The sequence below is a fragment of the Kurthia senegalensis genome (genome assembly GCF_000285595.1).
GTDB classification, from domain to species: Bacteria; Bacillota; Bacilli; order Bacillales_A; family Planococcaceae; genus Kurthia; species Kurthia senegalensis.
Genome location: NZ_HE611064.1, coordinates 57341 through 81058 on the forward strand (window position 1 = coordinate 57341; position 23718 = coordinate 81058).

Below are 23718 nucleotides of genomic sequence, written 5' to 3' on the forward strand. Positions count from 1 at the left end.
ATTCAGCGCCGCCGTTATATTGAGCATAATCTACATTAAAAATAAATAATAAAATGATAATAATAATCGGACAAGTTAGTAAAGGAGAAAGCCATATTTTTTTATGCGTTGCGTAAAATTTTTTACTGCTATAAAAAACGATGATTGTCCCAATTAAACAAATAATGGATAGCATCATTTTGCAACATCTCCTTTTGCAAATTTTTCTGCAATCCATCCAGTTGAAGCCATGACAACCATCGTACTACAAATAATGACGATGATTAATTTAATACCGATTATACCGAATATATCTTCATATTGAACGATGCCTACTGCAGCTGGAACGAAAAATAATAATAATTCGCCTGTTAAAAAGCTTGCACCTGCATCAATCCACTGAAGTTTAATAATATGCAATTTCAAACAAATAAATAGCAATACTAAACCGATAATACTTCCTGGTAGTGGAATCGAGAAAAAGTTACTTACCCAAGTACCTAGCAATAAAAAGCCCCATATAAAGATAATTTGTACGATGACTTTGAGTATTTTTTTACATTTTTCCATTGATACACGACCTTTAAAATTACAAAAACCACTTCTGGGAAGTGGTTTCCTTTCTGAGTTCTTATTTAGTGTACATGAAAAAAACATATTCGTAAAATACATAATAATTATCATTTGGATTCCAAAATGGAATGTTTTTGAATATAATGAATGAATTCTTGCATAGCACGTGAACGATAACGATTTTTTTTAGAAATGAACGCAATTTGCCATAAAATCGGCTTTTCTAATGCAATCGTACATACTTTTTCATGATTCACTTTTTCTGCAAATGGTTCTGGGAATAAAGCAATCCCTAAATTATGCTCGACCATTTGACTAATGAACTCCCACTGAGAACTTTCGAATGCGATATGGGGCTCGAATCCATAATCTTGGCATTCTTGAATAATCCGATCATGCAAAGTGAAATCTTCTGAGAAAAGGAGCAAACTTTCATTTTCTAATTGAGATACGGATAATTGCTGTACTTTTGAAAGGGCATGTTCTTTCGAAACGATTGCAACGACGTTGTTTTCCACGAAAGGCAGTACATCATAATCTTCGTCATGTGCAGGTAACATAACAAAACCACCGTCTAAATCACCTGAGAGAACACGTTCTTTGACGACATTGGCACCAATTTCATCTAATTGGAATGTGATTTGAGGAAAAAATTGCTGGAATCCTTTCATCAGTTTTGGGAAAAATAAAATACCGATGAGTGGTGGCATGCCTAATTTTAAATGTCCTTTTTTCAGATGCTCTAAATCTTCTAACACGAGATGCACTTCATCAACCATTTGAATGATTTTGAGTGCCCGTTCAAAAACGATTTCACCAGCGTCCGTTAACATTGTTTTTTCTTTGCTCGATCAAGCAATGTCGTACTTAATTCCGCTTCTAGTTGGCGAACCATTTTTGACAAAGTCGGTTGTGTGACATGTAATGTGTGCGCTGCCTTCGTAAAGCTTTGTTGTTTTGCTACTTCGGTAAAATACATAAGTTGACGAATATCCATAAATAACCTCCGAACCGCTTCTTAATAATTACTAGTATACGCCATTTCACGCAATCTTACTTACATGTAACAATAAAATCACTTTGAAAATTAAGAAAATTTTGTATAATAGAACATACATAAATGAGTAAGATAGGAATGAGTTAGATGACGATGTCTTTGCCAGTCTTTTTTGTATTTTTTTATTGCATCATTCTCATATGTATAAGTATGAGCGGACTAATTCACTATAAAAAATATAAAGCAGCTCTAAATGGAGAAAATGTAAAGCCGCCGCTTCTTGGCATGCTGTATACGACCCTACGCAAACAACGTGTATTTCGTACACTATTAGAAATATGTTTAAAGTTTGCTATTTATTTTTACGCTTATTTATTGTATCCAACGAGTCAACTAATGATCATCATCGCCTTATTAAGTATTTGTCGAGTGTATGTGTTATGGATGCCCATTCAAAAGTTAAAAAATACGAAGTTGGATTTCATCGTCCTTTTATTCGAGTTATCATTTTTAACTATTTTCACCGCATCTTTGCTCGTATATGAAGCATAGAATGAATGGAGAGGATTTTAATGAAAATTGTATGGGCTATTTTCGGGGATGAGGAGTTAATAGAAAGAGGAAAAGTGGATGAGTTTTTTTGGAAAGGGTGTCGCTTTGACGTCTTTGAAGAAGGAAAATGTCCGTTGACGATTCAATCAAACGTTAACCACGGTGTATTGATTGAAGACATCGCTACAGCTCTCAGTAATGCGATTCAAACTGATGATAACCAAATATTTCATACGTATATTACATCTCAGTCATATGAGGTGATTTTTTTAGGGCGTGACATTGAATTTCGTAACTTTGATCCAAATACGAAAAAGACGCTGCGTCGGTCAATGGTTCCGAAAATTGCTTTTATTGATGCTTTCATCTATGCTTTCACAAAATATGTCAACCATTTAGTTGAGCGGAACGAAATCGTACGAAAAAATAAGATGTACCAACGTCTTCAACAATTACTTCTACAATTAAATCAATTGACAAAATAGCCAATTCTAATGAATTGGCTATTTTTTTATGAAAACGTCACTTATAATATGAGATGGAGGTTGATGATTTGAATAAATTAGCTTGGTATGTGTCACTAGCGATTAGTTTGTTTGGCTTTTTACTAATCCGTTATTATTTTACGTTAAAGCCTACTGAAAAAATAGGTGAAATTAATCCGGCTTTCATTCCGGGGATTTTCCTTATTCCTTTCGTTTGTTTAAGCTTATTCATTACGTTCATAGTAGGTTCTGAATATTTTGCAGAAAAGCAAGCGCGTACGTATACGAAATACGCCTTATTCATGCTGCTCATTATCGTAGCAGGTGGTCTGCTTGAATATGTACAAGTATCAAATGATTTAGAAACATTCGGTGGCGGTGTAAGTGCACCGCACTCAAAATTATATGAGTTACTGATTTGGAATAGTTATACGAATGGCTGGTTTTTAAATGAGTCTGTCTTTTTCTTTATCCATGGAATCGCATTTGGACTCGGTATGTTAAAAAAAGTACCAATTGAAAAAAATAAAAACGCGTAATGTATAGCATAAAAGCAATTATGCTTCTTGTATTAGAAATAATTAGATTAAAAGAGAAATTAATTTAATATACAAGAAAAGTGTTTTTTGTACAAATATATTGCTTTAAGCACAATATATTGTTATAATAGACTCATCAGTTAAGTGATAAACATATTTTCACATAATGATTTTGCCCACTTAGTTTAATGGTAGAACAGCGGTCTCGTAATCCGCAGATGAGAGTCCGATTCTCCCAGTGGGCATATAAAAAATTCAAAAAGAAGCTCGTGATTAATCACGAGCTTCTTTTCTTTTTCAATATACAAATGTCATAAGAAAGACGTGTGTTTTATTACTTTGAAAAAATGGGTGAAACATTTATAATGAAAGACGTTGAAAGGAGCGATTTTATGCAAAAAAAGGCCTATGCCTTTGAAATTATTACGAATCGACCACTTTTAAGCTTTATGTTATGGATGTTAGCAAGCTTTATCCCCTTTACGGCGATTTTTATACGAGAGAAACGTATGTAATTAGTATTGCAACGGCCTTACTAATTAGTTTTTAATTTGTACATATTTTGCATCAACTTTATCGAATGGGCTCGTTTATATGTGGCTATCATTTATGATGACAATCAATGCCGTCATGGCCATTTTGTACGGCTATTTCTACTTCGCCTTCTTTACAGCAATGTTAATTGGACGCATCCGTAGTACGGCTGGCTTTTATATTATGTACGGTATACATATCGGTATTACGGTCGGTTCAATTATTGGGGGCTTTTTCATTAATACGACACTATATGTCGAACAAATCCCTTATATGGTACTCGTTGTGTTCGGAGCGATTTTAGGACCTTTCTATTTATATAGTAGAAAGCAAAATACGGAATTAGAAGGACAACTTCAATCTGCAAACGAACGAATTTCTGAATTAAGCGTTTATGAAGAACGTCAACGCATTGCGCGTGATTTGCACGATACACTCGGTCAAAAGTTGTCGATGATTGGTTTGAAATTAGACTTAGCAATTCGTCTTGTAGATCAAAAACCCGCACAAGCAAAACAAGAACTAAAAGAAGTTCGCCAGACGACAAGTTTAGCGTTAAAAGAAGTTCGAGAAATGGTATCGGATATGAAAAAAGTGAAATTGTCAGATGAACTGATCCAAGTAGAAGAGCTATTACGTGTAGCCAATATTGATAGTTCATTGAAAGGGACGTATAAACTAAAAGATGTACCATTAATTGTAGAAAACACGTTAAGCATGTGTTTGAAAGAAGCGATTAATAACGTCGTTAGACATAGTGAAGCAACAGCTTGCACAATCGTTGTTTCTCAAACGTCAAAAGAAGTACAACTTACGATTACAGATAACGGAAAAGGGTTACCGCCCTCTGTTGATCAGGCCAGTGGGAACGGCTTGAAAGGCATGAAGGAACGTGTTGAGTTCGTCAATGGAAAACTGACAATAGACACGACAACAAAAGGAACAACACTTACCTTTACCGTACCACTCGTAATCGTATACCAAGAAGGATGATTCGATGAAAAAGAAACGCTGGATTATGATTATTTTAATGATCGTACTTGGCATAGCAGCATTTACGTCACTTCAGCAAAATAAAAACGCAGAGCAAGACGTTGAAAAAATCATAAATGAACGTGACCAAATCGATCAAATTATCGTGAAACAAGAAGATCAAACGATTCAAAAAATTGTTGGGGTACAATCGGTTAAACAATATGTGGAAGAAACACCACTAGCCAAAATCGAAAATTTAGAACGCAGTACGAAAAAGAAATTTGTTAAAAAACCTCAGTGGACGATTGATTATAAAATAGGCAATCGCGTGTTGTATAGCGTAGACGTATTCCAATTGAAAAAAGAAGAAGCGTTATCTACAGAAGAAAATGATTATATTTTTTCAATCGGTCAACAATCGTATATGCTCGTATGGCAGCCTTATGAAGAAAGACTTTCACAAAATGAGCGAACGTTGCAACTACTTGAAAATAGTGTGAAATAATAAAAGAGAGCGTATATACGCTCTCTTTTATTATGATAAAAAAATAAAACACTTCAAATTGAAGTGTTTTATTTAGAAGTGGACCTGGTGGGGATCGAACCCACAACCCCCTGATTAAGAGTCAGGTGCGCTAACCAGTTGCGCCACAGATCCATATGTTTTATAAGTAATAAGTTGTTTCGTTCTCTTGAACAATTAATAGTATAGCACGATGAAAAATAAAAACAATAGTCTTTTCCCTATATAGTCAAGTTATTTTTCTTCGTTTTGTGCTTAAAAGCTGTTATTTATACGTATTTTCTGTTACAAACAATCAAATGCTCATTTTTGCTTTTTGAAAATAAATTATTTTTTAACGTATAGGCAACTACTGTTCTTTCAAAGAAAGTTATTCTAACAAGGGGAATACGATTAGGTAGTGGGGATTTCTTTTATAAAGTATTTCAATAAAATAAATACTGTAATAATTTTCCATATTGAAATGATACAGGAAAAGAATCGACTGTTTTGAAGAAGAATGTTTGGGAAAGGAAATCATAGTGTGCTACTATAATGTTGAACTGTTATTGTTGAAAGGAAGATTAATTTGAAATCACCATTTACATTTGAGCATAGTGCTCCGAATAATATCGAAAAAGGGAAACTATATCCTGCTGTCTTTTTAATGCACGGTATGGGAAGTAATGAACAAGATCTACCTCCGCTTCTAAATGAGCTTAAAGACCAATGTCACATTTTCAGCTTACGTGGACCTATCGTACAACCCCCAGGCTATGCCTTTTTCACAATTGAAGAATTCGGCAAACCGAATAAAGCTATTTTCGATAAAATTGTCATTCACATTCGTGACTTCATTGAAGAAGTTGTTAGTGAATATCCAGTCGATGCAACGAAACTATTCGTTATGGGCTTCAGCCAAGGTGCAATCTTATCTCAAACATTATCACTCGTACTAGGAAACGAAAAACTAGCAGGTGCCGTCGTTTTAAGTGGCTACTTACCTGAGCACGTACGCGATGAGTATTATAAACACGATGTGACAAACTTACCGATGCTTGTGACACACGGCACGATGGACTATATGCTTCCTTACCAATGGGGAGAAGCGACACGTGACTACTTTAAAGAACAAGAAGCAGACGTTACATTCCTTTCTTTCGAAGATGGTCATGGTGTCACACCAGCTGTACAAAAAGAAATTATTCGCTTCTTTAAAAAACATTTCTAATTATACATTCAGAGAGCTAGTATGCAGAGCATACTAGCATTTTTTATTTTTATGTTTGACAAACTTTACCTGCTTGCGTTAAGATAATATCAACTTATTCGAACGGAGGGTAGAAAGCTTTGAGAGCAAAGCTTCCCTTTAGATGAGTTGAGAAGAGTAGAGCATAGCTGAGAAATTGAAGAGTAAGAGTAGTAGCAAGTCTTCCTTTGAGAAGAGAGTCAGTGGTCGGTGAGAACTGAACGAAGGACCTTGTGAATGGACTTATGAGAGCATTTACGAAATGATGTAGTAAATGACGCCTCATCCCCGTTACCGGATGCTGAGTAATCAGATAGAGCGGGAGTTTTTTAACTCCAACTTGAGGTGGCAACGCGGTATATTCGTCCTCATGAAAGATTTTTCTTTCGTGAGGGCTTTTTTATTTCTCTTTCGATCGTACTAGGCGGTTCAACTATACTACGTTTAAAATTCTAAATTTTCAGTATAAAAGGAGTCGGTAGACAAGATGAAGGAATACATTGAAAAAGTGAAAAATAATGAGTCTTTAACGATGGAACAAATGAAACGAGCAGCAGAAGCGATTTTTAATGAAGAAACACCCGCTTCGATTATAGAACAATTTTTACGTGCACTAAGTGAAAAAGGAGAAACAGCAGACGAACTAGCTGCACTCGCAATCGTTATGAAAGAAAATGCGTATTCCTTACACGAAACACCTCAAAGCTATTTAGACAATTGCGGAACGGGGGGCGATGGAATTGGAAGCTTCAACATTAGTACGGCTGCTGCTTTCGTATTAGCTGCAGGAGATGTATACGTCGCAAAACACGGCAACCGAAAAGTATCAAGCTTAGCAGGAAGTACAGATACGTTAGAAGAACTAGGCATTCATGCAAACTTCACACATGCACAACTTAAACAATTGTTAGATGAACAAAAACTAGCGTTCATTTTCGCACCGTCGATTCATCCGAAATTGAAAAGAATCGGTCGTATTCGTCAAAAAATAGGCAAACCGACGATTTTCAACCTCGTAGGACCACTTGCGAACCCTGTAGCGCTTCCTACGCAGTATACAGGAATCAATCGCCCTGAATTTGTCGTAGAGTATGCCAAAGTCATGCGACTACTCCAACGTGAACGAGCTGTCGTTGTTAGTGGGGAACAAGGGATGGACGAAGCATCTTTATCAGGGATTAACCGACTCGCTATTTTAGAAAATAATCAGATTACACAAATGACATTAACTGCAGAAGATGTCGGGTTGCAAACGTATCCGCTATCTGCCATTAAAGGAGGCAATAGCCGAGAAAATGCACAGCTCATTCACCGTGTATTGCAAAATGAGCAAGGCGCTTATTTAGATACCGTGTTACTCAATGCCGGTATTGGCTTTTTCGCAAATGGAAAAACGACGACGATTCAAGAAGGAGTTCATTTAGCACAACAGCTAATTGCTTCTGGAAAAGCATATGAAAAATTACGAGCAATCATCGCTTTTAGTAAAAACTATGAGAAGGAGCATGCTTAATGACGATTTTGGAAACAATTATTCAAACGAAGAAAGAAGAAGTTGAACGATTAAAAGCACAACCGACGCCACTACCGATACAAAGAAAGTCACGTCCATCGTTAACGACATTGTTTCAAAATAAACAGTTGCAAGTCATTGCTGAAGTAAAAAGAGCTTCCCCCTCAAAAGGAGATATTAATATAGAAGTCGATCCGATTCAGCAAGCGATTCAATATGAACGAGCAGGTGCTTCGTGTATATCTGTTTTAACAGATCATCATTACTTCAAAGGCTCTTTTAAGGACTTAAAAGCGGTTTCTGAACATGTCGACATCCCTGTACTATGCAAAGACTTCATCATTGATTCTATTCAAATTGATTACGCGTATGCGAACGGCGCATCGGTCGTATTATTGATCGTTGCAGCGCTTCCTCAAACGAAGCTTCAATCTTTATACGCGTATGCGAAAAAGTTAAAATTGGACGTTTTAGTCGAAGTGCATAACGAAGAAGAGCTCGAGCGTGCACTGTCATTAGATGCTCGCTTAATCGGTATTAACAATCGAGATTTAAAAACATTTCACGTAGATTTAACACATACCGTTCAACTAGCAGAGAAATTCCCATTTTATGAAGACCGCTTCTTAATTAGTGAAAGTGGCATGAAGCGCGTTGCAGACGCTGCGTTCGTTGCGAATGTTGGAGCGAGTGCTGTACTAGTCGGTGAAACATTAATGAAAAGTGATGATATTGCTTATACGATTCAATCATTCCACGTTGAAAAGAAGGTTCGATAATATGACACGTGTAAAAATATGCGGATTAAAGCTTGTCGAAAGTGTCCACATTGCAACGAAAGAACGTGCCGATATGGTTGGATTTGTTTTTGCGAAAAGTAAAAGACAACTGACACTACAAGAAGCGAAACAACTTGCGAAAGATGTACCACCGTCTGTTTTAAAAGTAGGCGTCTTCGTGAATGAGCGACTAGAAAATGTTCTAACGATTGCGCAACAAGTCCCTCTAGATGTTATTCAATTACACGGGCATGAAACAAATGAATACATTCAAAAAATCCCATATCCGACGATTAAAGCGCTCGGTATTCGAACAGAGGAAGATGTGAAAAGCTTATCTAATTATCCATCTGCTACGTACATGCTCGTCGACGCACCAATCGCTGGAAGCGGTGAAACATTTAATTGGGCATTACTTAAAAATGTTCAACAACCACTTATTTTAGCAGGTGGACTTCACATAAATAATGTAGAAGAAGCTATTCGAACGGTGAACCCTTATATGGTTGACGTATCAAGTGGTGTAGAAACAAATGGCCAAAAAGATTCGAAAAAAATAAAGCAATTTATTCAAAGAGTGAAACAGGGAGAGATGACAGATGACAGAAGCGACGATTAAAAAAGGGCGTTATGGGAAGTTTGGAGGACAATTCGTACCGGAAACGTTAATGACAGCTTTACAACAATTAGAGCAAGCGTATGAAGAAGCAAAACAAGATCCAACGTTCCAACAAAAATTGAACGGTTATTTAAAAGATTATGTAGGGAGAGAAAATCCGCTTTACTACGCAGAACGCTTAACGAAAAAACTAGGTGGCGCAAAGATTTATTTAAAACGAGAAGATTTAAATCATACTGGCGCACATAAAATTAACAATGCACTCGGACAAGCGCTATTAGCACAACGTATGGGGAAAAAGAAAGTCGTCGCAGAAACAGGTGCGGGACAGCACGGTGTAGCAACCGCAACCGTTTGTGCGTTATTTGATTTAGAATGTATCGTCTTTATGGGAAAAGAAGATGTGAAACGCCAAGCATTGAATGTTTTTCGTATGGAGTTACTCGGAGCAACTGTCGTATCTGTCGACCAAGGTTCTGGAACACTTAAAGATGCTTGTAATGAAGCGCTACGTTACTGGGTCTCTAACGTAGAAGATACGCATTATATTTTAGGTTCCGCTTTAGGTCCTCATCCATTCCCTGCGATTGTGAGAGATTTCCAACGCGTCATTGGAGATGAAACGCGCCGACAAATTTTAGAAAAAGAAGGAAAACTACCAAATACAATCGTTGCTTGTGTCGGAGGCGGAAGTAATGCAATCGGGATGTTTACACCTTTCGTAGAAGATGAAGACGTTGCTTTATATGGTGTTGAAGCGGCTGGTAGTGGCATTCAAAGTGGCTTACATGCCGCTGCATTTGCTGAACTACAAGAAGGGGTTTTGCACGGGGCATACATGTATATTTTGCAAGATGAACATGGTTTCATTAAAGAAGCACACTCTATTTCTGCCGGCTTAGATTATCCAGGTGTTGGACCTGAACATTGTCATTTACACGATATAGGGCGTGTGCAGTATGATGCGGTCACAGATGATGAAGCACTGGAAGGATTACAATTACTATCTCGCACAGAAGGCATTATTCCTGCATTAGAAAGTAGTCATGCGATTTATTATGCCGCTCAATTAGCCAAAAAAATGAAACAAGATGAAATTTTAGTTATTTGCCTTTCAGGACGTGGTGATAAAGACGTTCAAACCGTGCAAAAAGCATTGGAGGAAAAGTAAAATGAAAACACTTCAAACACAAATTGAACGTATTAAAGCACGAGGACAAAAAGCGTTTGTCCCTTACGTAATGGCAGGAGATGGCCATTTAGAAGAACAACTTCTTTATTTGCAGCAAAAAGGAGCAACAGCGATTGAAGTCGGTATTCCATTTAGTGATCCTGTAGCAGACGGACCCGTCATTCAAGAAGCGGGGCAACGAGCGCTTCAAAACGGGGCGAACTTAACACGTATTTTAAAAGAACTTCATACGCTACAAGCGACGATTCATATCCCACTTGTCTTAATGACGTATTTAAACCCTATTATTCACTATGGCATAGAGAAATTTGTTCGAGAAGCGGAAGCAGCGAATGTAAAAGGGCTTATTATTCCTGATATGCCACTTGAGGAAGCCGATTGTATTCAACCATTTTTAATCGAAACTGACATCGCACTCGTCCAGCTTATTTCTTTAACGAGTCCTTTAGAGAGAATTAATAAATTAGCCGCTGCTGCAGAAGGGTTTATTTATGCTGTAACGGTAAACGGCACAACCGGTTCTCAAAGTCAATTCAAATCGAATTTACACGAGCATTTTGAAGTGCTTGAACGCGCGGCATCTATCCCAGTACTAGCAGGTTTCGGCATTTCTACGCCACAACAAGTTCAAGAAATGAATCAATACGTAGACGGCGTCATCGTTGGAAGTGCTATCGTCAAAGCATTTCACGAAAATAACAATTCACATATAGATGAATTGCTAGCCGCTGCTTCATCGCCAATTCGTTCGTAAGCTCTTTCGTTAAGTTTCGAATTTAATTTACCAATCAAAAAAGATACTTCCAAAAGTTTTATCTTTTAGAAGTATCTTTTTTATATATTCTTAGAAATTGAGGTTCAGTCTTTTATGAGAAGATTTTCTTTATTTTAATGATGACGCTGTATACCGTCGAACTGCTAGTGTAATGAGTGGTGGAACGAGGAAATATACGAATAGCATTCTAAATACTTGATACATCGTAATCATAGACAAATCTGCGCCAATCTCATGTCCGATAATACCCATTTGATCTACACCGCCTGGGGCAAGACTTAAAAACCCTGTTGCAATAGATGTTTTTTCAATCCATGGCATCCAAGTAGCACTAAGTAAAAAGGCTGTCGCAATAAGCGTAACACAACTTAAAATGCTGAGTGGGATAACGACTTTCTTTCTCGGTAAATCTGATGGATTCAGCAACAAGCCAATATGTGTACCGATTACTAACTGACAAATAGCCATAAACCAGTTTGGTAAAGAAAATGCTGAAATTCCGATGAAACAACTAATGAAAATCGTTCCGACAATTGGTCCGAGAATCGTCGGTGCGGGGACTTTCCACTTTTTAAACAATAAAAAATGGACGTAACATACGACGATATACAAAATAATTTTAATTAAAAGCGGTACATCGAAACGGTCATTTATTGGATTTATAAAGGCTGTTGGATTCGTTACAGCTTGTTGAATTGCTGGGATGTGTACAATTAATGGTACGAGTGAGACGATCATAATGACTCGAATCGTGTGGAAGAAAGCGACTACCGTAATATTAATACCACGCAGTTGTTCTGCCAGTGCCACAATTTGTGTCAAGCCGCCGGGGACACTGCTCGTAAGCGCTGTCGGGTAATCGACTCGACCAAATTTAGAAAGTAACCAAGAAAACAGTAAACTAATCGCAAAGAGGACGAGTGTTGTAACGAGCATGCTCGGAATATGATGAACCATACTTTTTAATATAGGTAATGTAAAAGCAGAACCTAGAGCATAGCCGATAATCATTAAACAATAATTACGTATTTTTTTAGGCCATTTCAGCGGGAGCGATGTTAGTTGGTTCAATAAAAGCATCGTAATCATCGGTCCTAAAAGAAAAGGCACGGGAATGCGGCATACATAAAAGAGTATCGCTCCAAATAATGAACATAGTAATGTAATAAAATAAGGATTCATAAGGGCACACCTTTCTAGCCACAATTATACCGATTATTCTTCGTTTCGCCAATTATTTTAAATAATATTATTATGTAAACTAATAAACGAATATAAAAAGAATTACTTTTGCTGATTTCTATCATAATAGGAATCAGTGAGTATAGTAAAAAATGCGATAACTGCAAAAGATATGTCGATTAAAAGCTTATTTCTAGCCAATTTATTATAAACTGTTTTCAATAAGGGCACTCCTTTAGTCAATGCTATTTTTAATGAATTACGAATGAAACATTTTATCGAAAAATGATTTCTTTTGTTTATTTACCCTCTCTCATTGTAAATATAGTAAAATACCTTTATCTTTACCGATTTTTTTCGAAAGGAAATGAATAATGACACGTCACATACCAATTGAATTTTCTATCCCTCAATTTCCGTTAAAATCTATTAATTGCTACATAACAGACAATGAACAGCAAACGATTTTAATTGATGCAGGAATTAACCATCCAGCTTTTAAAGATTTTTTCAAGAAGACAATTACAAGTGAAAACATGTCCATTTCATCACTCGATGCCGTTTATTTAACGCATCATCATGAAGATCACGTCGGGCTTTTACCGTATGTATTGTCGAAAAAAGAGCTTCCTGTTTACGTTCATAAAGAAGCGTTACCTCGCTTGCGATATGAAGAGGATTTCTTATTAATGCGCATGCATTTTTTCGAGCAGTTGTATCGTAACTTAGATTGTTTAGAAGATGCCGAGCAGCGTTTTAAAAAATTACAGAAAACGTACGAAAAACGACATGAATTAAAAATAGATGCTGATTTTCGAATCATCGAACCGAATAAACATCTCGGTCGGTTCCAAGTAATTCATTTACCAGGACACTCCGAAGATTCTATTGGATTTTACGATGCGATAGCACAAGAAATATTCGCTGGAGATGCTTTATTAGCTCAAACATCGACTAATCCAATTGTCGATCCAAACGTGAACGGTGAGTATGTTCATAATAGTTCGCAACAAAGAAATACATGGACGAAACTTGCTAATATGCCGATTCGTACATTGTACGCAGGACATCAGCAACCGATTAAACAAGTTGCTGCAGTCGTTTTTCAAAAACAACAGAAATGGTTAGCGAAAGAACAAAAAGTACTTTCGCTTTTAAATCATCCGATGACAGGAAGAGAAATTGCTCAAACTTTTTACGGTTCGTTGTATAAAAAACAATTTTCACTTATCATGTCTGAAATGGTCGGTTTGTTAGATCTTTTAGAAAAGAAAGAACAAATTATAAAAATCGTAGAGAAAGGACGGTATATTTTTATGAAACGATAGGCACTATGCCTAAAGATAAATATTCTGAATATTCAGATGAAGCTTCGCTAAGAACTTTAATGAATGTATTCGTGCGTAAAAGGCGATTTCAAAAATGCGATTTTCCTATTCATTATCCAACTGCTGAAATAAAAATTTTGGGAAATTTAGTACGCTATGAATTTCTTTCTAAAATGCAAAAAAAGCATCATTTTTTAAATAAAATAGAAAAAGGTTCCCAAATGTATATTTGGGAACCTTTTTTGTGGTAAAATAAGATGAATTATGACGGAAATAAAGAGATTGAGGCGAGTATTTATGAAGAAAAATCCAAAAGTACTGAAAGATTTTTTGATTTATTTAACAGCAATTAAAGGGAAATCGAAACGAACACGTGATGAATACGAATATGACTTAACCTTGTTCTTTAAATTTTTAATCGCATTAGAACGCGATTTAGATGTGACAAATTTAAAGGAAGTATCCATCGATGAAGTAGATGTCATATTTATGCAAAAAATTTCATTAGAAGATATGTATTTATTTCTAGAATATTGCGAGGAAGTACGGAAAAATAGTGCAGTAACACGTGCTCGAAAAGTAGCGACGTTAAAATCATTCTTCAAATACTTAAAAACGAAAAACGTTTAATTGATGATAATCCTGCAGAACTTTTAGAAACTCCGAAAACGAATCGAAAACAGCCTGTTTATTTGAAGTTACCCGAAGCAGAGCAGTTTTTATTACATATCCCATCACGCACGCATTATTACCGCGATATGTGCATGATGACCTTTTTATTAAATATTGGTTTACGTGTAACGGAATTATGTAACCTAACAATGAAAGATGTCAAAGATCGTTACATTACAATCGTCGGAAAAGGTGGAAAAGAACGTCGTATTTACTTGAATGATCGTTGTATGGAAACATTAGAGGATTATTTACAAAATGAAAGACCTGCTTTAGCTAATAAACTTGGCACAGAGGCATTGTTTCTATCGCAAAAGGGAACGATGCTTACGAGACAACGCGTAGCAAAAATCGTAAAAAGTATTAATGCCGCTTCAAAGTTAAACATTGATCATCTAACGCCGCATAAACTTCGCCACACATCTGCGACAATCATGTACCAAAATGGTGCAGACATTAGAAGCTTACAACAAATTTTAGGGCATTCTAATTTGTCGACAACACAAATTTACACGCACGTTGAAGATGAAATGTTGAAAAAAGTGTTCGATAATAACCCATTGAATCATCGTACGACAGATTCTGAATAAAAATTGAAAAATAATGTTTTTCGTTTTTATTTTAAGAATACGTATCAAAACAATGATATAGAACTTTATAGCTAATAAAGACATATATTTTCAGTTCAATCTATTATTTCATTCGCCTTTTTTACTGTATACGTAGGGAATTAAGTTAATTTGGAATATATTCCATTGACGCTATGACATAAATTTGTTATTATTCTACTATTATTTTAAAAGAATATAGACCTTGTATAAATTCAAGAATATGGCTTGAAAGTTTCTACCAGCTACCTTTAAATAGCTTGTCTACAAGGATTGAAAAATAAACATGCTATTTTTTAATTCTGTTTGTAAAGTAACTTTGGCCTCGCATTTGCTCGGTCAAAGTTTTTTTGCATTTATGACACCTATATACTTTCTTTATATCTTTTAATGACAACTTCATAAGTAGGAGATTAGATCATGAAAAACTTTTTCAAATTCGCGGAACGTAACACAACGTACAAAAGAGAAACGATTGCAGGGATTACAACATTCTTATCAATTGCATACATTTTAATCGTTAACCCGCATATTTTAGCTCAATCTGGTATGGATCAAGGAGCGGTATTTACAGCAACTGCGCTAACAGCAATCATTGGTACGTTATTAATGGCGATTTTAGCCAACTTCCCAATTGCAATTGCACCTAGTATGGGATTAAACTCAATTTTTACTTTTAGTATTTGTATCGGTATGGGCATCCGCTGGGAAGTCGCTTTAACAGGCGTATTTATTGCTGGTGTCATTTTTATGATTTTAAGCGTATTAAAAATCCGTGAAAAAATCATTAACATTATTCCGAAAGATTTAAAATTCGCTATCGCAGCAGGAATCGGTTTCTTCATTACTTTTATCGGTTTGAAAAATGGTGGTATTATCGTCGGAAACAAGGACACATTCGTTTCAATTGGTAACTTAACATCTCCAATGACGTTACTTGCCATTTTAGGTTTAGTTATTACCGTTATTTTACTCGTACGTGGGATTAACGGCGGGATTTTCTACGGTATGGTTATTACGACAATCGTTGGTATGTTCTGTGGCTTAATTGAAGTACCAACATCAATTATCGGTAGCATTCCGAGCCTTGAACCTACATTTGGTGTTGTGTTCAGTCATTTTGGTGATGTGTTTAACATTGAAATGGTCACAGCTATTTTCACATTTTTAATCGTTGCATTTTTTGACACAGCCGGTGCTTTAATCGGTTTAACAAGTCAAGCAGGTATGATGAAAGATAACAAAATTCCAAACATTGGAAAAGGTTTATTAGCAGATTCAACTGCAGGTGCAATTGGTGCTGTTTTAGGTACATCAACACCTGCAACGAGCGTTGAGTCTTCAGCAGGTATTGCACTTGGTGGACGTACAGGATTCACAGCCATCGTTATCGCTATTTGTTTTGCGATTGCTATGTTCTTCTCTCCATTAGTTAATATTATTTCAGTCGAAGTAACGTCAGCTGCATTAATTATCGTTGGTTCATTAATGGCAATGGAAATCCGTCGTATTGATTGGTCAAAATTAGAAATCGTTATCCCGGCATTCTTGACGATTATTATGATGCCACTTACTTCTAGTGTCGCCATCGGCATTGGTGTAGGATTTATTTTCTATCCAATTTGCTTAGCAGCTCAAAAACGTTTCAAAGAAATTCATCCAATTATGTACGTTCTTTGTATTTTATTTATTTTATATTTTGCATTCATTCTTTAATGTTAGTAAAAAGAACTGCCTCGGCAGTTCTTTTTTTGTGACTTTGATAGGTGTAAAGATATCGTTTTGGATTAATTAAATGAATGAATGAAAAAATAATAATTCTTTATATCTAGTTTATGGTAAAATAGTTTTAGTTAAATAAACCGGTATGGAGGGTTCTATATTGCCTATGAATGAACAAAATGATAAGAAAGTTTTATCCTCTACAACTATTTTAAAAGCAATGAATGAAGCGCTCATTATTGCGGTGACGGATGATAGTGGGAAAATATTGTCCGTCAACGATCAATTTTGTAAGATTTCTCAATATAAAAAAGAAGAATTAATCGGGGAGAATCATAGTAAAATTAGTTCAGGCTATCATACGAAAGAGTTTTTCGAAGAAATGTGGCATACGTTACTTGAACGTAAAACATGGTCTGGTGAAATATGCAACCGTGCTAAAGATGGTTCTATTTTTTGGTTGAAAACGACGATTATCCCAAGTTATGATCAATTGAAAAATCAAATGCACTACATTACGATTCGCACAGATATTACAGAACGTAAAAATATGCCTCATTTAAAAAAACCGTATACAATTGATAGATTGACTCGCTTAGGTAATGGACGCTCACTTGATATGCACTTTAATAAAACGCTCGCCACAGACAGTGCTGAAACAATCTCAGGTATTATTATGTTGGATTTAAGTCGTTTAAAAAAGATTAATGATAGTTTTGGGCGCTCTATTGGGGATTTATTTATATTAAATGCAATAAAAAAAATTAAGCTTACTTTAAGTGAAAATGACAGAATTTTCAGATATAATGGGAAGAAGCTCGTCATTACGACAAATGAATTTAAAGTTCCTTTCCTTACCCAACAAATCATCGCTATTTTTAATCGCCCATTCACCATCGAAGAATATCACTTTTATTCGAATGTACATATAGGCGTTGCAATTTTTTCTAAAAATGGTTTAACGATTCAACAATTATTGAAAAATGCTGAATTAGCATTAATTGAAGCTAAAAAAGAGCATGGTAATAAAGCATTGTATTTTAAAGAGTCGATGACGACCATTTTTACAGAACAACTCGATATAGAAAAAAGGCTTCGAATAGCACTTCATACGAACCAACTCACGTTATACTATCAGCCGAAATTTGAAACGAAAACGCATCAATTAATCGGGATGGAGGCATTGCTCCGTTGGTACGATCCCGACTATGGTTTTATTCCACCGGATAAATTTTTACCGATTGCTGAAAAAAATGGTTTAATGCCACTTATTGATGCATGGGTATTAAAAACAGCCGCTGAACAAATGAAAGAATGGCTCAATCAATTTCCGCATCTTCCACTACGAGTAGCTGTTAATATTTCACCATTGCACATTCAAGAAAAAATTTTATTTGTTTCGTTGAAAATATTTTACAAGAAGTACAATTGAAAGCGATGTATTTAGAAATAGAAATTACGGAAAGTTCATTCATTAATGAGGCAGACAACGTATTACAAACGATTTTAGCTTTGAAACGGTCTGGTATTTCGATTGCAATCGATGATTTTGGTACAGGTTACTCTTCTTTAGCGTATTTGAAACAATTTCCGATTGATACGATTAAAATTGATAAATCTTTCATACGTGGTATAAAACAGCATTCAAAAGATGCTTCTATGGTAAAAGCGATTATTCATTTAGCACATATTATGAATATGGACGTCGTCGTAGAAGGGGTAGAAACGTTAGAAGAGTTGACGATTATTACGTTAGCGAATGGTGATATGATTCAAGGCTATTATTTTTCTCCAGCGCTTGCAGTCGAAAATTTTTACAGAATTATTAAAAGTGACGCATGATTCTATGCATCGCAAATAAAAAAGAGATGCCGAAGCATCTCTTTTTTATTTATAGTCTACTTTATAATCTTCCGAAGTAATCCAGTTTAATTTACGTTCGAAGATTTTTAAGAATGTTAAGTTGAGTATGATTGGTAGTACAATAAATAAGGCTAATGTAACGATGACATTATAAGAAGTCCAACCTTCTAGCGATAAGTATTTTAACGGTCCGACAAAGCCAGCTAAACCAAAACCAGCTGAATAAGGATCCCCTATAATTTTAAATACGCCTGCAAGTGCACCGAGTATAGCAGCTGTTAAAATAGCTGGAAACGCAATTTTTGGTTTCATAAAGAAATTACGCATTTGTATTTTAGCAGAAGCAACATGAGCTAAAGCGGTTCCTAAGTTGTTTGCACGGTAAGAAGCAATCGCCATCCCTACACCTGAAGCACAAACGCCTAAGTTCGCTGCACCTGCGCCGATGCCTGAAAGCATAATCACCGTCGCAACCCCAATTGTTGAAATAGGAGAAAGAATTAAAATAGAGAAGATCATCGCAATAAGTGCACCCATTAAAATCGGTTGTAATTCCGTTACATATTCAATTCCGACACCTACATAATCCGCTCCTTCTTTTACGTAAGGAAGAATGGCCATCCCGATAAAACCAGGGATAAACATTGATAGTGCTGGCATCGCAAGAAGCGTCCAGTCTTTTAGCTTCGTTCCTAAGAACATTACGAATCCAGTTGCTAGACCTGCTGTAATCCCGATGTTAATAACAACACCAATGCCTGCCATTTTCATTCCTTCATCTGTAAAGGAGACGACACCAGAACCGACCATCGTCGCTAATCCAATTGAACACATTTGAATAGGTGTTAGTTTAAATTGAATACCGACCATAACCCCGATAACAAGAGGGAGGCAACTCATCGCTAAAATCGAAATATTTAATATAGTAGATAGTAAAGGTACATTCGGATAATGTGCAATTACTAATTTTAAAATCTCTCCAACGAGTGCATTTGGAATTAAACAAACGACAATTCCAAGACTCATACCTGTTAGTAGCTTACTAAAAAAATCTTTCATCTAATCATTCTCCTTTGACGATACCGTTTAGCAGTAAAGTTGCGTTGTTTTTAAGTGTTTTTAGTATAGGAATTTTTTAATTATCCGTCAATATCGAATTTTCTGAAAAATTAGTTATGAAAACATAAGTGAGCTAAATTGTGTTTTTTGTAGATAATATATTCAGAATTAACAGAATATATTTTATAATATGTAATATATTACATAGGGATATAAAAGCTTCACATTCTAAAAACAGTAGAAAAATGCTTGGAAATAAAGGTTTTAATCGATTTGAAAAATAATTGTATATTGTATTTTACATATTTTTTAAAGTTCGCGTCATAATACGTGTACTATGTATCTTCATTAGAAGTTAATTAATCAAAAAAGACCGCTATGATTTAAAGTCATAACGGTCTTTTCGATAAAACGAATGTTTTGTACGTATTTATTTAGAATGATGTTTCATGTTTCGTTCTTCCGCGAGCTCTTGAAGTAATAACTCGTGCTGTTTCGGATCGTATTCATTTTCCCATTTAGCAACGATTACTGTAGCAGCAGAATTTCCGATAATATTTGTGATGGCACGTGCTTCAGACATGAAGCGGTCTACACCGATTAAAAGAGCAATTCCTTCTACTGGAATCATCGGGAATGCTGCGAGTGTTGCAGCGAGTGTAATAAACCCTGAACCTGTCACCCCTGCAGCTCCTTTAGATGTCACCATTAAAATTAACAATAAATAAACTTGTTGCCAAAGTGATAATTGAACGTCATACACTTGAGCGATAAACATCGCTGCCATTGATAAGTAAATAGCTGTTCCGTCTAAATTAAAGGAATAGCCTGTTGGAACGACTAAACCAACGACTTGTTTAGAACAACCAAAGCGTTCTAATTTTTTCATAATGAGTGGTAATGCCGATTCAGATGAAGACGTTCCTAATACGATTAATAATTCATCTTTTAAATACACTAAAAATTTGAATATGTTAACATTTGCAAAGTATTTTAAAACGAGTCCTAAAATAACGATGACGAATAATGCCATTGTAATGTATACACAAAGCATTAAAGCGCCTAAATTAATAAGAGATTTCATACCGAAGTTCCCAATCGTAAATGCCATCGCTCCAAAAGCAGCGATAGGAGAGAAGCGCATGACCATCCCTACAATTTTAAAGAAAATTTGAGAAGTTTGTTCACACAGTGTAATGATTGGTTTTACAGGTTCGCCAATAGAAGCGGCAGCTAATCCGAAAAATACAGCACAAACGAGAACAGGAAGTAGTTCACCATTTGCTAAAGAACCGAAAAAGTTTTCAGGTAATATGTTCATAATAAATGCTTGAATGGAATTATCTTGTTCTGAAGCGGCTTTCGTATATTGACTAATATCGCCACCTGCAATTTTAGACGTGTCAACGCCTTTCCCAGGTTGGATAATATGTACGACGATAAATCCAATAGCAAGAGCAATCGTTGACATGACTTCAAAGTAAATCAACGCTTTCAAGCCGATGGAGCCGACTTTTTTCATATCGCCCATACTACCAATACCAATAACGACTGTTAAGAAGATAATCGGTGCGATTAACATTTTAATAAGTTTAATGAAGATATCTGCAAGTATTTTAAGCTGTGCGCCGAACGTTGGGAATATTGCCCCCACAATAATCCCTAAGACGATAGCAACCAACACTTGTACGGTAAGATTTTTGAAATTTATTTTCATTTTTCCAAACCCCTTTGTCTTGTTTGTAAAACGCTTACATTATGTAATTTAGTACATAATCAAAGTATTTGGAATATTGTGTTCATAATGTTTATTTTGGTCTTTTTGGTCTTTTTTATTTAAATGGATTTTCATTCATTTTTTTAAGGGGATATGTTACATTGAAATGGGCGATACCCTTGTCATAAGGCAGGGGGGTGAGAAGATGTTCGAAACCTTTTGCATTGCTGTTATGTTGTATTACGTACCATTGATTTTAAAAAGAGTTCATTTTGAAATATCGCGAGATGAACACGGAAAAGTTCGACGTACGTTTAGCTATAATGCCCGTGCAAAAGAAAAAGACTCCAATTCAGATGAATAGGAGTCTAAGTCAAAACATCAGTTAAACCGTCGGGAAACGGTGTGACTAAGCAACGGTTATTCAATCACTTATGATCAAAGTAATCCGTTTGTCCGAGTCGTAATCGGATCTGGATAAGTCGCCTAGAAGAAGATGTTCGCGCATCTTCTTTTTTTAATCTTAACATCATTTAAATGGAAATTCAACGAAACGATTCCTCGCTCATTTAGAACGGTATGATTCGCTGTTATACAATAAAAAAGAATCGCTACATAGCGATTCTTTTTACTTATTTTGCTGCAGGTGCTTGAGGAAGTTTCGTTAATAATGATTTTTGATCTTCTTTTAATTTTGCAGTTAATTGTTCAATATTTTTCAATGCTTTATCACGTTCAGCTTTTTGAGCTTTTACAGAAGCGGCTACTGTTTTATCCCATTCTGTTTGCGCTTTTTCAATGTATTCTGAAGCGATTTTTGTCGGTTTCGCAGTTAGTTCTTGTGTTTGTTGTGTTACTTGTTTTAATGTCGTAAACCAAGTTGAAAGTTGTTCTGTTTGTGCTGGAGTCGCAACTGATTCAAAGCTTGTTAACAATTGATTTTGCCATTGTTGTAATGCCTCATTTGTTTTCACTTCAGCAGCTTTAAATGTATTTAACGCTGTATTGAATGTCGTTTTTTGAGCATTTAATGCTTCAATCGTACGTTTTTCAATATCCTCTTGTACCGTATTAATTGTTTTAACGCTGTTTAACCAGTTGTCCCAAATTAAATCTACACTTTTCGTTAATAGTTCGTTTGCCATATGAATGTTCCTCCCTGAAAATAATGTTTTTTTGCGGGGAGTCTTGGCTGTCATTTATTCTTTGGTGTCGTCCGCTGAATCCGTTTCTTCCTCTTTCCTAGATAAAATAGAAGGTGTGAAAAGAAACGGGTTGTACAATTTAAAGAAATTTGTAATCAACTTTTGATATTCGTCAAAAGAGCCTGCCCAAATGTCCAAATACTGTTGACCTTCTTCTGTTATAGCATATACACGTTTTGCTGGACCGTTTTCATCTGTATTCCATTCTGATGTAACGAGTTCGTCTTTTTCAAGTTGTCTTAAAATCCGATAAAAATTCCCTCGATCAAGAGAATCGATTCCGAATGACGTCAGCTTCTCCATCAATTCATATCCATACGCGTTAAAATCTCTTAAGTGCAGTAAAATTACAGGCACTAGAAAATTTTTAGGTGCGCCAGTTTTTGGTTTTTTGGTAGACATATGATCACCTCTCTTCAAATTACTTATAAGTGTAATTTACATCTATATGATTTTTTTGTCAACTGAAAGATTTTAGATAATTTATTCAGTAAAAAATAATTGAAAAAAATACATTATGTGGTAAAGTTGGAATTGTACTACGACAGATTGATAGGAGGAATTCAATTGGCAAATCAAACTTCTTTCGATGCTTTTTCCGTTTGGAAAGATTTATACAACCAGACAGAATCAGCATTTCGTGATTCAATTCAATCCACTCTTGAACAACCTGCCTTTGCAGAAAGTTTAGGAAATATTCAAAAACAGTACTTACAATATCAAGGTGTCGTTAACGGCATGACAGAGTCTTATTTAAAAACACTGAATATTCCGACGCGTGATGAAATAGCGAGTCTCGCAAAACTTGTTATTAATACGGAATCTAAAATAATTGATTTAGAAGATCAATTAGAACATATCGGTGACCGCAGTGAAAATAACGCAAAAGAAATTAAGCTTTTAAAGTCATCTGTCGGGAAACTAGACAAAAAACTTGATACGATCATTGAGTTACTTTCTAAACAACCGAATGAAACAATTCAAAAAGCAACTGTGGTCAATGCAGCTACACCCCAAAAAACAGCAACGAAGACACAATCAACTACGACTGTAAAACCATCTTCACAAGCAAAAAAATAAAAATAGACGATTTTTAATC

General features: G+C 35.6%; 27 protein-coding genes, 2 tRNA genes, 1 pseudogene, 1 riboswitch and 1 other annotated feature. Of the genes and pseudogenes, 20 read left to right on the plus strand and 10 right to left on the minus strand.

Annotated elements, in window-relative coordinates; translation table 11 throughout:
* From KSHG_RS19180 to KSHG_RS17860, 4 genes are all read right to left on the minus strand, one after another.
* Window positions 1-217, minus strand: a 217-nt coding sequence (locus KSHG_RS19180) for an LrgB family protein (RefSeq protein WP_210432970.1), incomplete at its 3' end; no start/stop codon positions are given.
* Window positions 175-549, minus strand: coding sequence for a CidA/LrgA family protein (locus KSHG_RS00615; RefSeq protein WP_010300347.1), 375 nt, complete (start codon window positions 547-549; stop codon window positions 175-177). The genes KSHG_RS00615 and KSHG_RS19180, both read right to left, overlap by 43 nt.
* Window positions 550-659: 110 nt before the next feature.
* Complete coding sequence (locus tag KSHG_RS15760; RefSeq protein WP_010300350.1) at window positions 660-1385, minus strand: LysR substrate-binding domain-containing protein; 726 nt, start codon at window positions 1383-1385, stop codon at window positions 660-662.
* Window positions 1379-1549, minus strand: a complete 171-nt coding sequence (locus KSHG_RS17860; protein WP_010300353.1) for a LysR family transcriptional regulator — start codon at window positions 1547-1549, stop codon at window positions 1379-1381. The genes KSHG_RS15760 and KSHG_RS17860 overlap by 7 nt, the downstream gene beginning before the upstream one ends.
* Before the next feature lie 210 nt (window positions 1550-1759).
* Here KSHG_RS17860 and KSHG_RS00625 point away from each other — a divergent pair, with 210 nt between their 5' ends.
* The 7 genes from KSHG_RS00625 (at window position 1760) to KSHG_RS00655 (ending at window position 5139) form a co-directional block, all read left to right on the plus strand.
* Window positions 1760-2101, plus strand: coding sequence for a hypothetical protein (locus tag KSHG_RS00625; protein ID WP_235728324.1), 342 nt, complete (start codon window positions 1760-1762; stop codon window positions 2099-2101).
* Window positions 2102-2121: 20 nt separating this feature from the next.
* Window positions 2122-2586: a hypothetical protein gene (locus KSHG_RS00630; protein ID WP_010300356.1), complete on the plus strand. Its 465-nt coding sequence runs from the start codon at window positions 2122-2124 to the stop codon at window positions 2584-2586.
* A gap of 68 nt (window positions 2587-2654) precedes the next feature.
* Complete coding sequence (locus tag KSHG_RS00635) at window positions 2655-3125, plus strand: hypothetical protein (RefSeq protein ID WP_010300360.1); 471 nt, start codon at window positions 2655-2657, stop codon at window positions 3123-3125.
* A 174-nt stretch (window positions 3126-3299) separates the two neighbouring features.
* A tRNA-Thr gene (locus KSHG_RS00640) sits at window positions 3300-3370 on the plus strand.
* Between the two features lie 147 nt (window positions 3371-3517).
* Complete coding sequence (locus tag KSHG_RS18905) at window positions 3518-3640, plus strand: hypothetical protein (RefSeq protein ID WP_261797742.1); 123 nt, start codon at window positions 3518-3520, stop codon at window positions 3638-3640.
* Between the two features lie 79 nt (window positions 3641-3719).
* A complete protein-coding gene (locus KSHG_RS00650; RefSeq protein WP_026022466.1) occupies window positions 3720-4652 on the plus strand; it encodes a sensor histidine kinase in 933 nt (310 codons plus the stop codon).
* A 4-nt stretch (window positions 4653-4656) separates the two neighbouring features.
* Window positions 4657-5139 carry a hypothetical protein gene (locus KSHG_RS00655; RefSeq protein WP_010300366.1) on the plus strand — a complete coding sequence of 161 codons (483 nt, stop codon included), beginning with the start codon at window positions 4657-4659 and terminating at the stop codon, window positions 5137-5139.
* 79 nt (window positions 5140-5218) lie between these two features.
* Here KSHG_RS00655 and KSHG_RS00660 read toward each other — a convergent pair.
* A tRNA-Lys gene (locus KSHG_RS00660) sits at window positions 5219-5292 on the minus strand.
* A gap of 433 nt (window positions 5293-5725) precedes the next feature.
* On the opposite strand from KSHG_RS00660, the gene KSHG_RS00665 reads away from it, so the two are divergent.
* From KSHG_RS00665 to trpA, 6 genes are all read left to right on the plus strand, one after another.
* Window positions 5726-6367, plus strand: a complete 642-nt coding sequence (locus tag KSHG_RS00665; RefSeq protein ID WP_010300369.1) for an alpha/beta hydrolase — start codon at window positions 5726-5728, stop codon at window positions 6365-6367.
* A gap of 169 nt (window positions 6368-6536) precedes the next feature.
* Window positions 6537-6758 (plus strand) — a binding site (T-box leader).
* Between the two features lie 114 nt (window positions 6759-6872).
* The gene (gene trpD, locus KSHG_RS00670; protein WP_010300374.1) at window positions 6873-7898 is read left to right on the plus strand and encodes an anthranilate phosphoribosyltransferase; all 1026 of its coding nucleotides are present in this window, start codon (window positions 6873-6875) and stop codon (window positions 7896-7898) included.
* Window positions 7898-8677 (plus strand): indole-3-glycerol phosphate synthase TrpC, encoded by a 780-nt coding sequence (gene trpC, locus KSHG_RS00675; protein ID WP_010300376.1) that lies wholly within the window; start codon window positions 7898-7900, stop codon window positions 8675-8677. Before trpD ends, trpC begins: the two co-directional genes overlap by 1 nt.
* 1 nt (window position 8678) lies before the next feature.
* On the plus strand, window positions 8679-9296 hold the full coding sequence (locus KSHG_RS00680) for a phosphoribosylanthranilate isomerase (RefSeq protein WP_010300379.1): 618 nt from the start codon (window positions 8679-8681) through the stop codon (window positions 9294-9296).
* Window positions 9277-10467, plus strand: a complete 1191-nt coding sequence (gene trpB / locus KSHG_RS00685) for a tryptophan synthase subunit beta (RefSeq protein WP_010300380.1) — start codon at window positions 9277-9279, stop codon at window positions 10465-10467. Before KSHG_RS00680 ends, trpB begins: the two co-directional genes overlap by 20 nt.
* A 1-nt stretch (window position 10468) precedes the next feature.
* Window positions 10469-11242 carry a tryptophan synthase subunit alpha gene (trpA, locus tag KSHG_RS00690; protein WP_010300383.1) on the plus strand — a complete coding sequence of 258 codons (774 nt, stop codon included), beginning with the start codon at window positions 10469-10471 and terminating at the stop codon, window positions 11240-11242.
* A 129-nt stretch (window positions 11243-11371) separates the two neighbouring features.
* Here the strand turns inward: trpA and KSHG_RS00695 are convergent, their stop codons facing one another.
* Window positions 11372-12445 (minus strand): AbrB family transcriptional regulator, encoded by a 1074-nt coding sequence (locus KSHG_RS00695; RefSeq protein WP_010300386.1) that lies wholly within the window; start codon window positions 12443-12445, stop codon window positions 11372-11374.
* A 374-nt stretch (window positions 12446-12819) separates the two neighbouring features.
* Between KSHG_RS00695 and KSHG_RS00700 the strand changes: the two genes are divergently transcribed.
* From KSHG_RS00700 to KSHG_RS15770, 5 genes and pseudogenes are all read left to right on the plus strand, one after another.
* The gene (locus KSHG_RS00700) at window positions 12820-13773 is read left to right on the plus strand and encodes an MBL fold metallo-hydrolase (RefSeq protein WP_010300389.1); all 954 of its coding nucleotides are present in this window, start codon (window positions 12820-12822) and stop codon (window positions 13771-13773) included.
* A 297-nt stretch (window positions 13774-14070) separates the two neighbouring features.
* On the plus strand, window positions 14071-14403 hold the full coding sequence (locus KSHG_RS18625) for a site-specific integrase (RefSeq protein ID WP_235728325.1): 333 nt from the start codon (window positions 14071-14073) through the stop codon (window positions 14401-14403).
* Window positions 14404-14465: 62 nt separating this feature from the next.
* Window positions 14466-15035, plus strand: coding sequence for a tyrosine-type recombinase/integrase (locus KSHG_RS18630; protein WP_235728326.1), 570 nt, complete (start codon window positions 14466-14468; stop codon window positions 15033-15035).
* A 203-nt stretch (window positions 15036-15238) separates the two neighbouring features.
* A riboswitch (purine riboswitch) is annotated at window positions 15239-15340 on the plus strand.
* A gap of 133 nt (window positions 15341-15473) precedes the next feature.
* Window positions 15474-16769, plus strand: a complete 1296-nt coding sequence (locus KSHG_RS00715; protein WP_010300395.1) for an NCS2 family permease — start codon at window positions 15474-15476, stop codon at window positions 16767-16769.
* A 226-nt stretch (window positions 16770-16995) separates the two neighbouring features.
* Window positions 16996-18617, plus strand: a pseudogene (locus KSHG_RS15770) (sensor domain-containing protein).
* Window positions 18618-18662: 45 nt separating this feature from the next.
* Here KSHG_RS15770 and KSHG_RS00725 read toward each other — a convergent pair.
* Entirely contained in the window at window positions 18663-19697 is a 1035-nt protein-coding gene (locus tag KSHG_RS00725; protein WP_010300402.1) for a PTS transporter subunit IIC, read from the minus strand.
* Window positions 19698-20127: 430 nt separating this feature from the next.
* Entirely contained in the window at window positions 20128-21414 is a 1287-nt protein-coding gene (locus KSHG_RS00730) for a dicarboxylate/amino acid:cation symporter (protein WP_010300403.1), read from the minus strand.
* A gap of 205 nt (window positions 21415-21619) precedes the next feature.
* Here KSHG_RS00730 and KSHG_RS18190 point away from each other — a divergent pair, with 205 nt between their 5' ends.
* Entirely contained in the window at window positions 21620-21778 is a 159-nt protein-coding gene (locus KSHG_RS18190) for a hypothetical protein (protein WP_154646860.1), read from the plus strand.
* Window positions 21779-22046: 268 nt separating this feature from the next.
* On the opposite strand, the gene KSHG_RS00740 is transcribed toward KSHG_RS18190, so the two are convergent.
* Window positions 22047-22559: a hypothetical protein gene (locus tag KSHG_RS00740; protein WP_010300407.1), complete on the minus strand. Its 513-nt coding sequence runs from the start codon at window positions 22557-22559 to the stop codon at window positions 22047-22049.
* Window positions 22560-22613: 54 nt separating this feature from the next.
* A complete protein-coding gene (phaQ, locus tag KSHG_RS00745; protein WP_010300410.1) occupies window positions 22614-23021 on the minus strand; it encodes a poly-beta-hydroxybutyrate-responsive repressor in 408 nt (135 codons plus the stop codon).
* Between the two features lie 165 nt (window positions 23022-23186).
* Between phaQ and KSHG_RS00750 the strand changes: the two genes are divergently transcribed.
* Complete coding sequence (locus KSHG_RS00750; protein WP_010300412.1) at window positions 23187-23699, plus strand: PhaR; 513 nt, start codon at window positions 23187-23189, stop codon at window positions 23697-23699.
* Window positions 23700-23718 lie beyond the last annotated feature (19 nt).

What these genes read in the sequence shown, in the direction of transcription:
- trpC (WP_010300376.1), top strand. Translation starts at nt 7,898, where the DNA reads ATGACGATTTTGGAAACAATTATTCAAACGAAGAAAGAAGAAGTTGAA.
- trpA (WP_010300383.1), top strand. Translation starts at nt 10,469, where the DNA reads ATGAAAACACTTCAAACACAAATTGAACGTATTAAAGCACGAGGACAA.
- KSHG_RS00655 (WP_010300366.1), top strand. Translation starts at nt 4,657, where the DNA reads ATGAAAAAGAAACGCTGGATTATGATTATTTTAATGATCGTACTTGGC.
- KSHG_RS00625 (WP_235728324.1), top strand. Translation starts at nt 1,760, where the DNA reads ATGAGCGGACTAATTCACTATAAAAAATATAAAGCAGCTCTAAATGGA.
- phaQ (WP_010300410.1), bottom strand. Translation starts at nt 23,021, where the DNA reads ATGTCTACCAAAAAACCAAAAACTGGCGCACCTAAAAATTTTCTAGTG.
- KSHG_RS18905 (WP_261797742.1), top strand. Translation starts at nt 3,518, where the DNA reads ATGCAAAAAAAGGCCTATGCCTTTGAAATTATTACGAATCGACCACTT.
- trpD (WP_010300374.1), top strand. Translation starts at nt 6,873, where the DNA reads ATGAAGGAATACATTGAAAAAGTGAAAAATAATGAGTCTTTAACGATG.
- KSHG_RS00680 (WP_010300379.1), top strand. Translation starts at nt 8,679, where the DNA reads ATGACACGTGTAAAAATATGCGGATTAAAGCTTGTCGAAAGTGTCCAC.
- KSHG_RS18190 (WP_154646860.1), top strand. Translation starts at nt 21,620, where the DNA reads ATGTTCGAAACCTTTTGCATTGCTGTTATGTTGTATTACGTACCATTG.
- KSHG_RS00725 (WP_010300402.1), bottom strand. Translation starts at nt 19,697, where the DNA reads ATGAAAGATTTTTTTAGTAAGCTACTAACAGGTATGAGTCTTGGAATT.
- KSHG_RS15760 (WP_010300350.1), bottom strand. Translation starts at nt 1,385, where the DNA reads ATGTTAACGGACGCTGGTGAAATCGTTTTTGAACGGGCACTCAAAATC.
- KSHG_RS00695 (WP_010300386.1), bottom strand. Translation starts at nt 12,445, where the DNA reads ATGAATCCTTATTTTATTACATTACTATGTTCATTATTTGGAGCGATA.
- KSHG_RS00700 (WP_010300389.1), top strand. Translation starts at nt 12,820, where the DNA reads ATGACACGTCACATACCAATTGAATTTTCTATCCCTCAATTTCCGTTA.
- KSHG_RS17860 (WP_010300353.1), bottom strand. Translation starts at nt 1,549, where the DNA reads ATGGATATTCGTCAACTTATGTATTTTACCGAAGTAGCAAAACAACAA.
- KSHG_RS00630 (WP_010300356.1), top strand. Translation starts at nt 2,122, where the DNA reads ATGAAAATTGTATGGGCTATTTTCGGGGATGAGGAGTTAATAGAAAGA.
- KSHG_RS00715 (WP_010300395.1), top strand. Translation starts at nt 15,474, where the DNA reads ATGAAAAACTTTTTCAAATTCGCGGAACGTAACACAACGTACAAAAGA.
- KSHG_RS00730 (WP_010300403.1), bottom strand. Translation starts at nt 21,414, where the DNA reads ATGAAAATAAATTTCAAAAATCTTACCGTACAAGTGTTGGTTGCTATC.
- trpB (WP_010300380.1), top strand. Translation starts at nt 9,277, where the DNA reads ATGACAGAAGCGACGATTAAAAAAGGGCGTTATGGGAAGTTTGGAGGA.
- KSHG_RS00740 (WP_010300407.1), bottom strand. Translation starts at nt 22,559, where the DNA reads ATGGCAAACGAACTATTAACGAAAAGTGTAGATTTAATTTGGGACAAC.
- KSHG_RS00615 (WP_010300347.1), bottom strand. Translation starts at nt 549, where the DNA reads ATGGAAAAATGTAAAAAAATACTCAAAGTCATCGTACAAATTATCTTT.
- KSHG_RS00650 (WP_026022466.1), top strand. Translation starts at nt 3,720, where the DNA reads ATGTGGCTATCATTTATGATGACAATCAATGCCGTCATGGCCATTTTG.
- KSHG_RS18625 (WP_235728325.1), top strand. Translation starts at nt 14,071, where the DNA reads ATGAAGAAAAATCCAAAAGTACTGAAAGATTTTTTGATTTATTTAACA.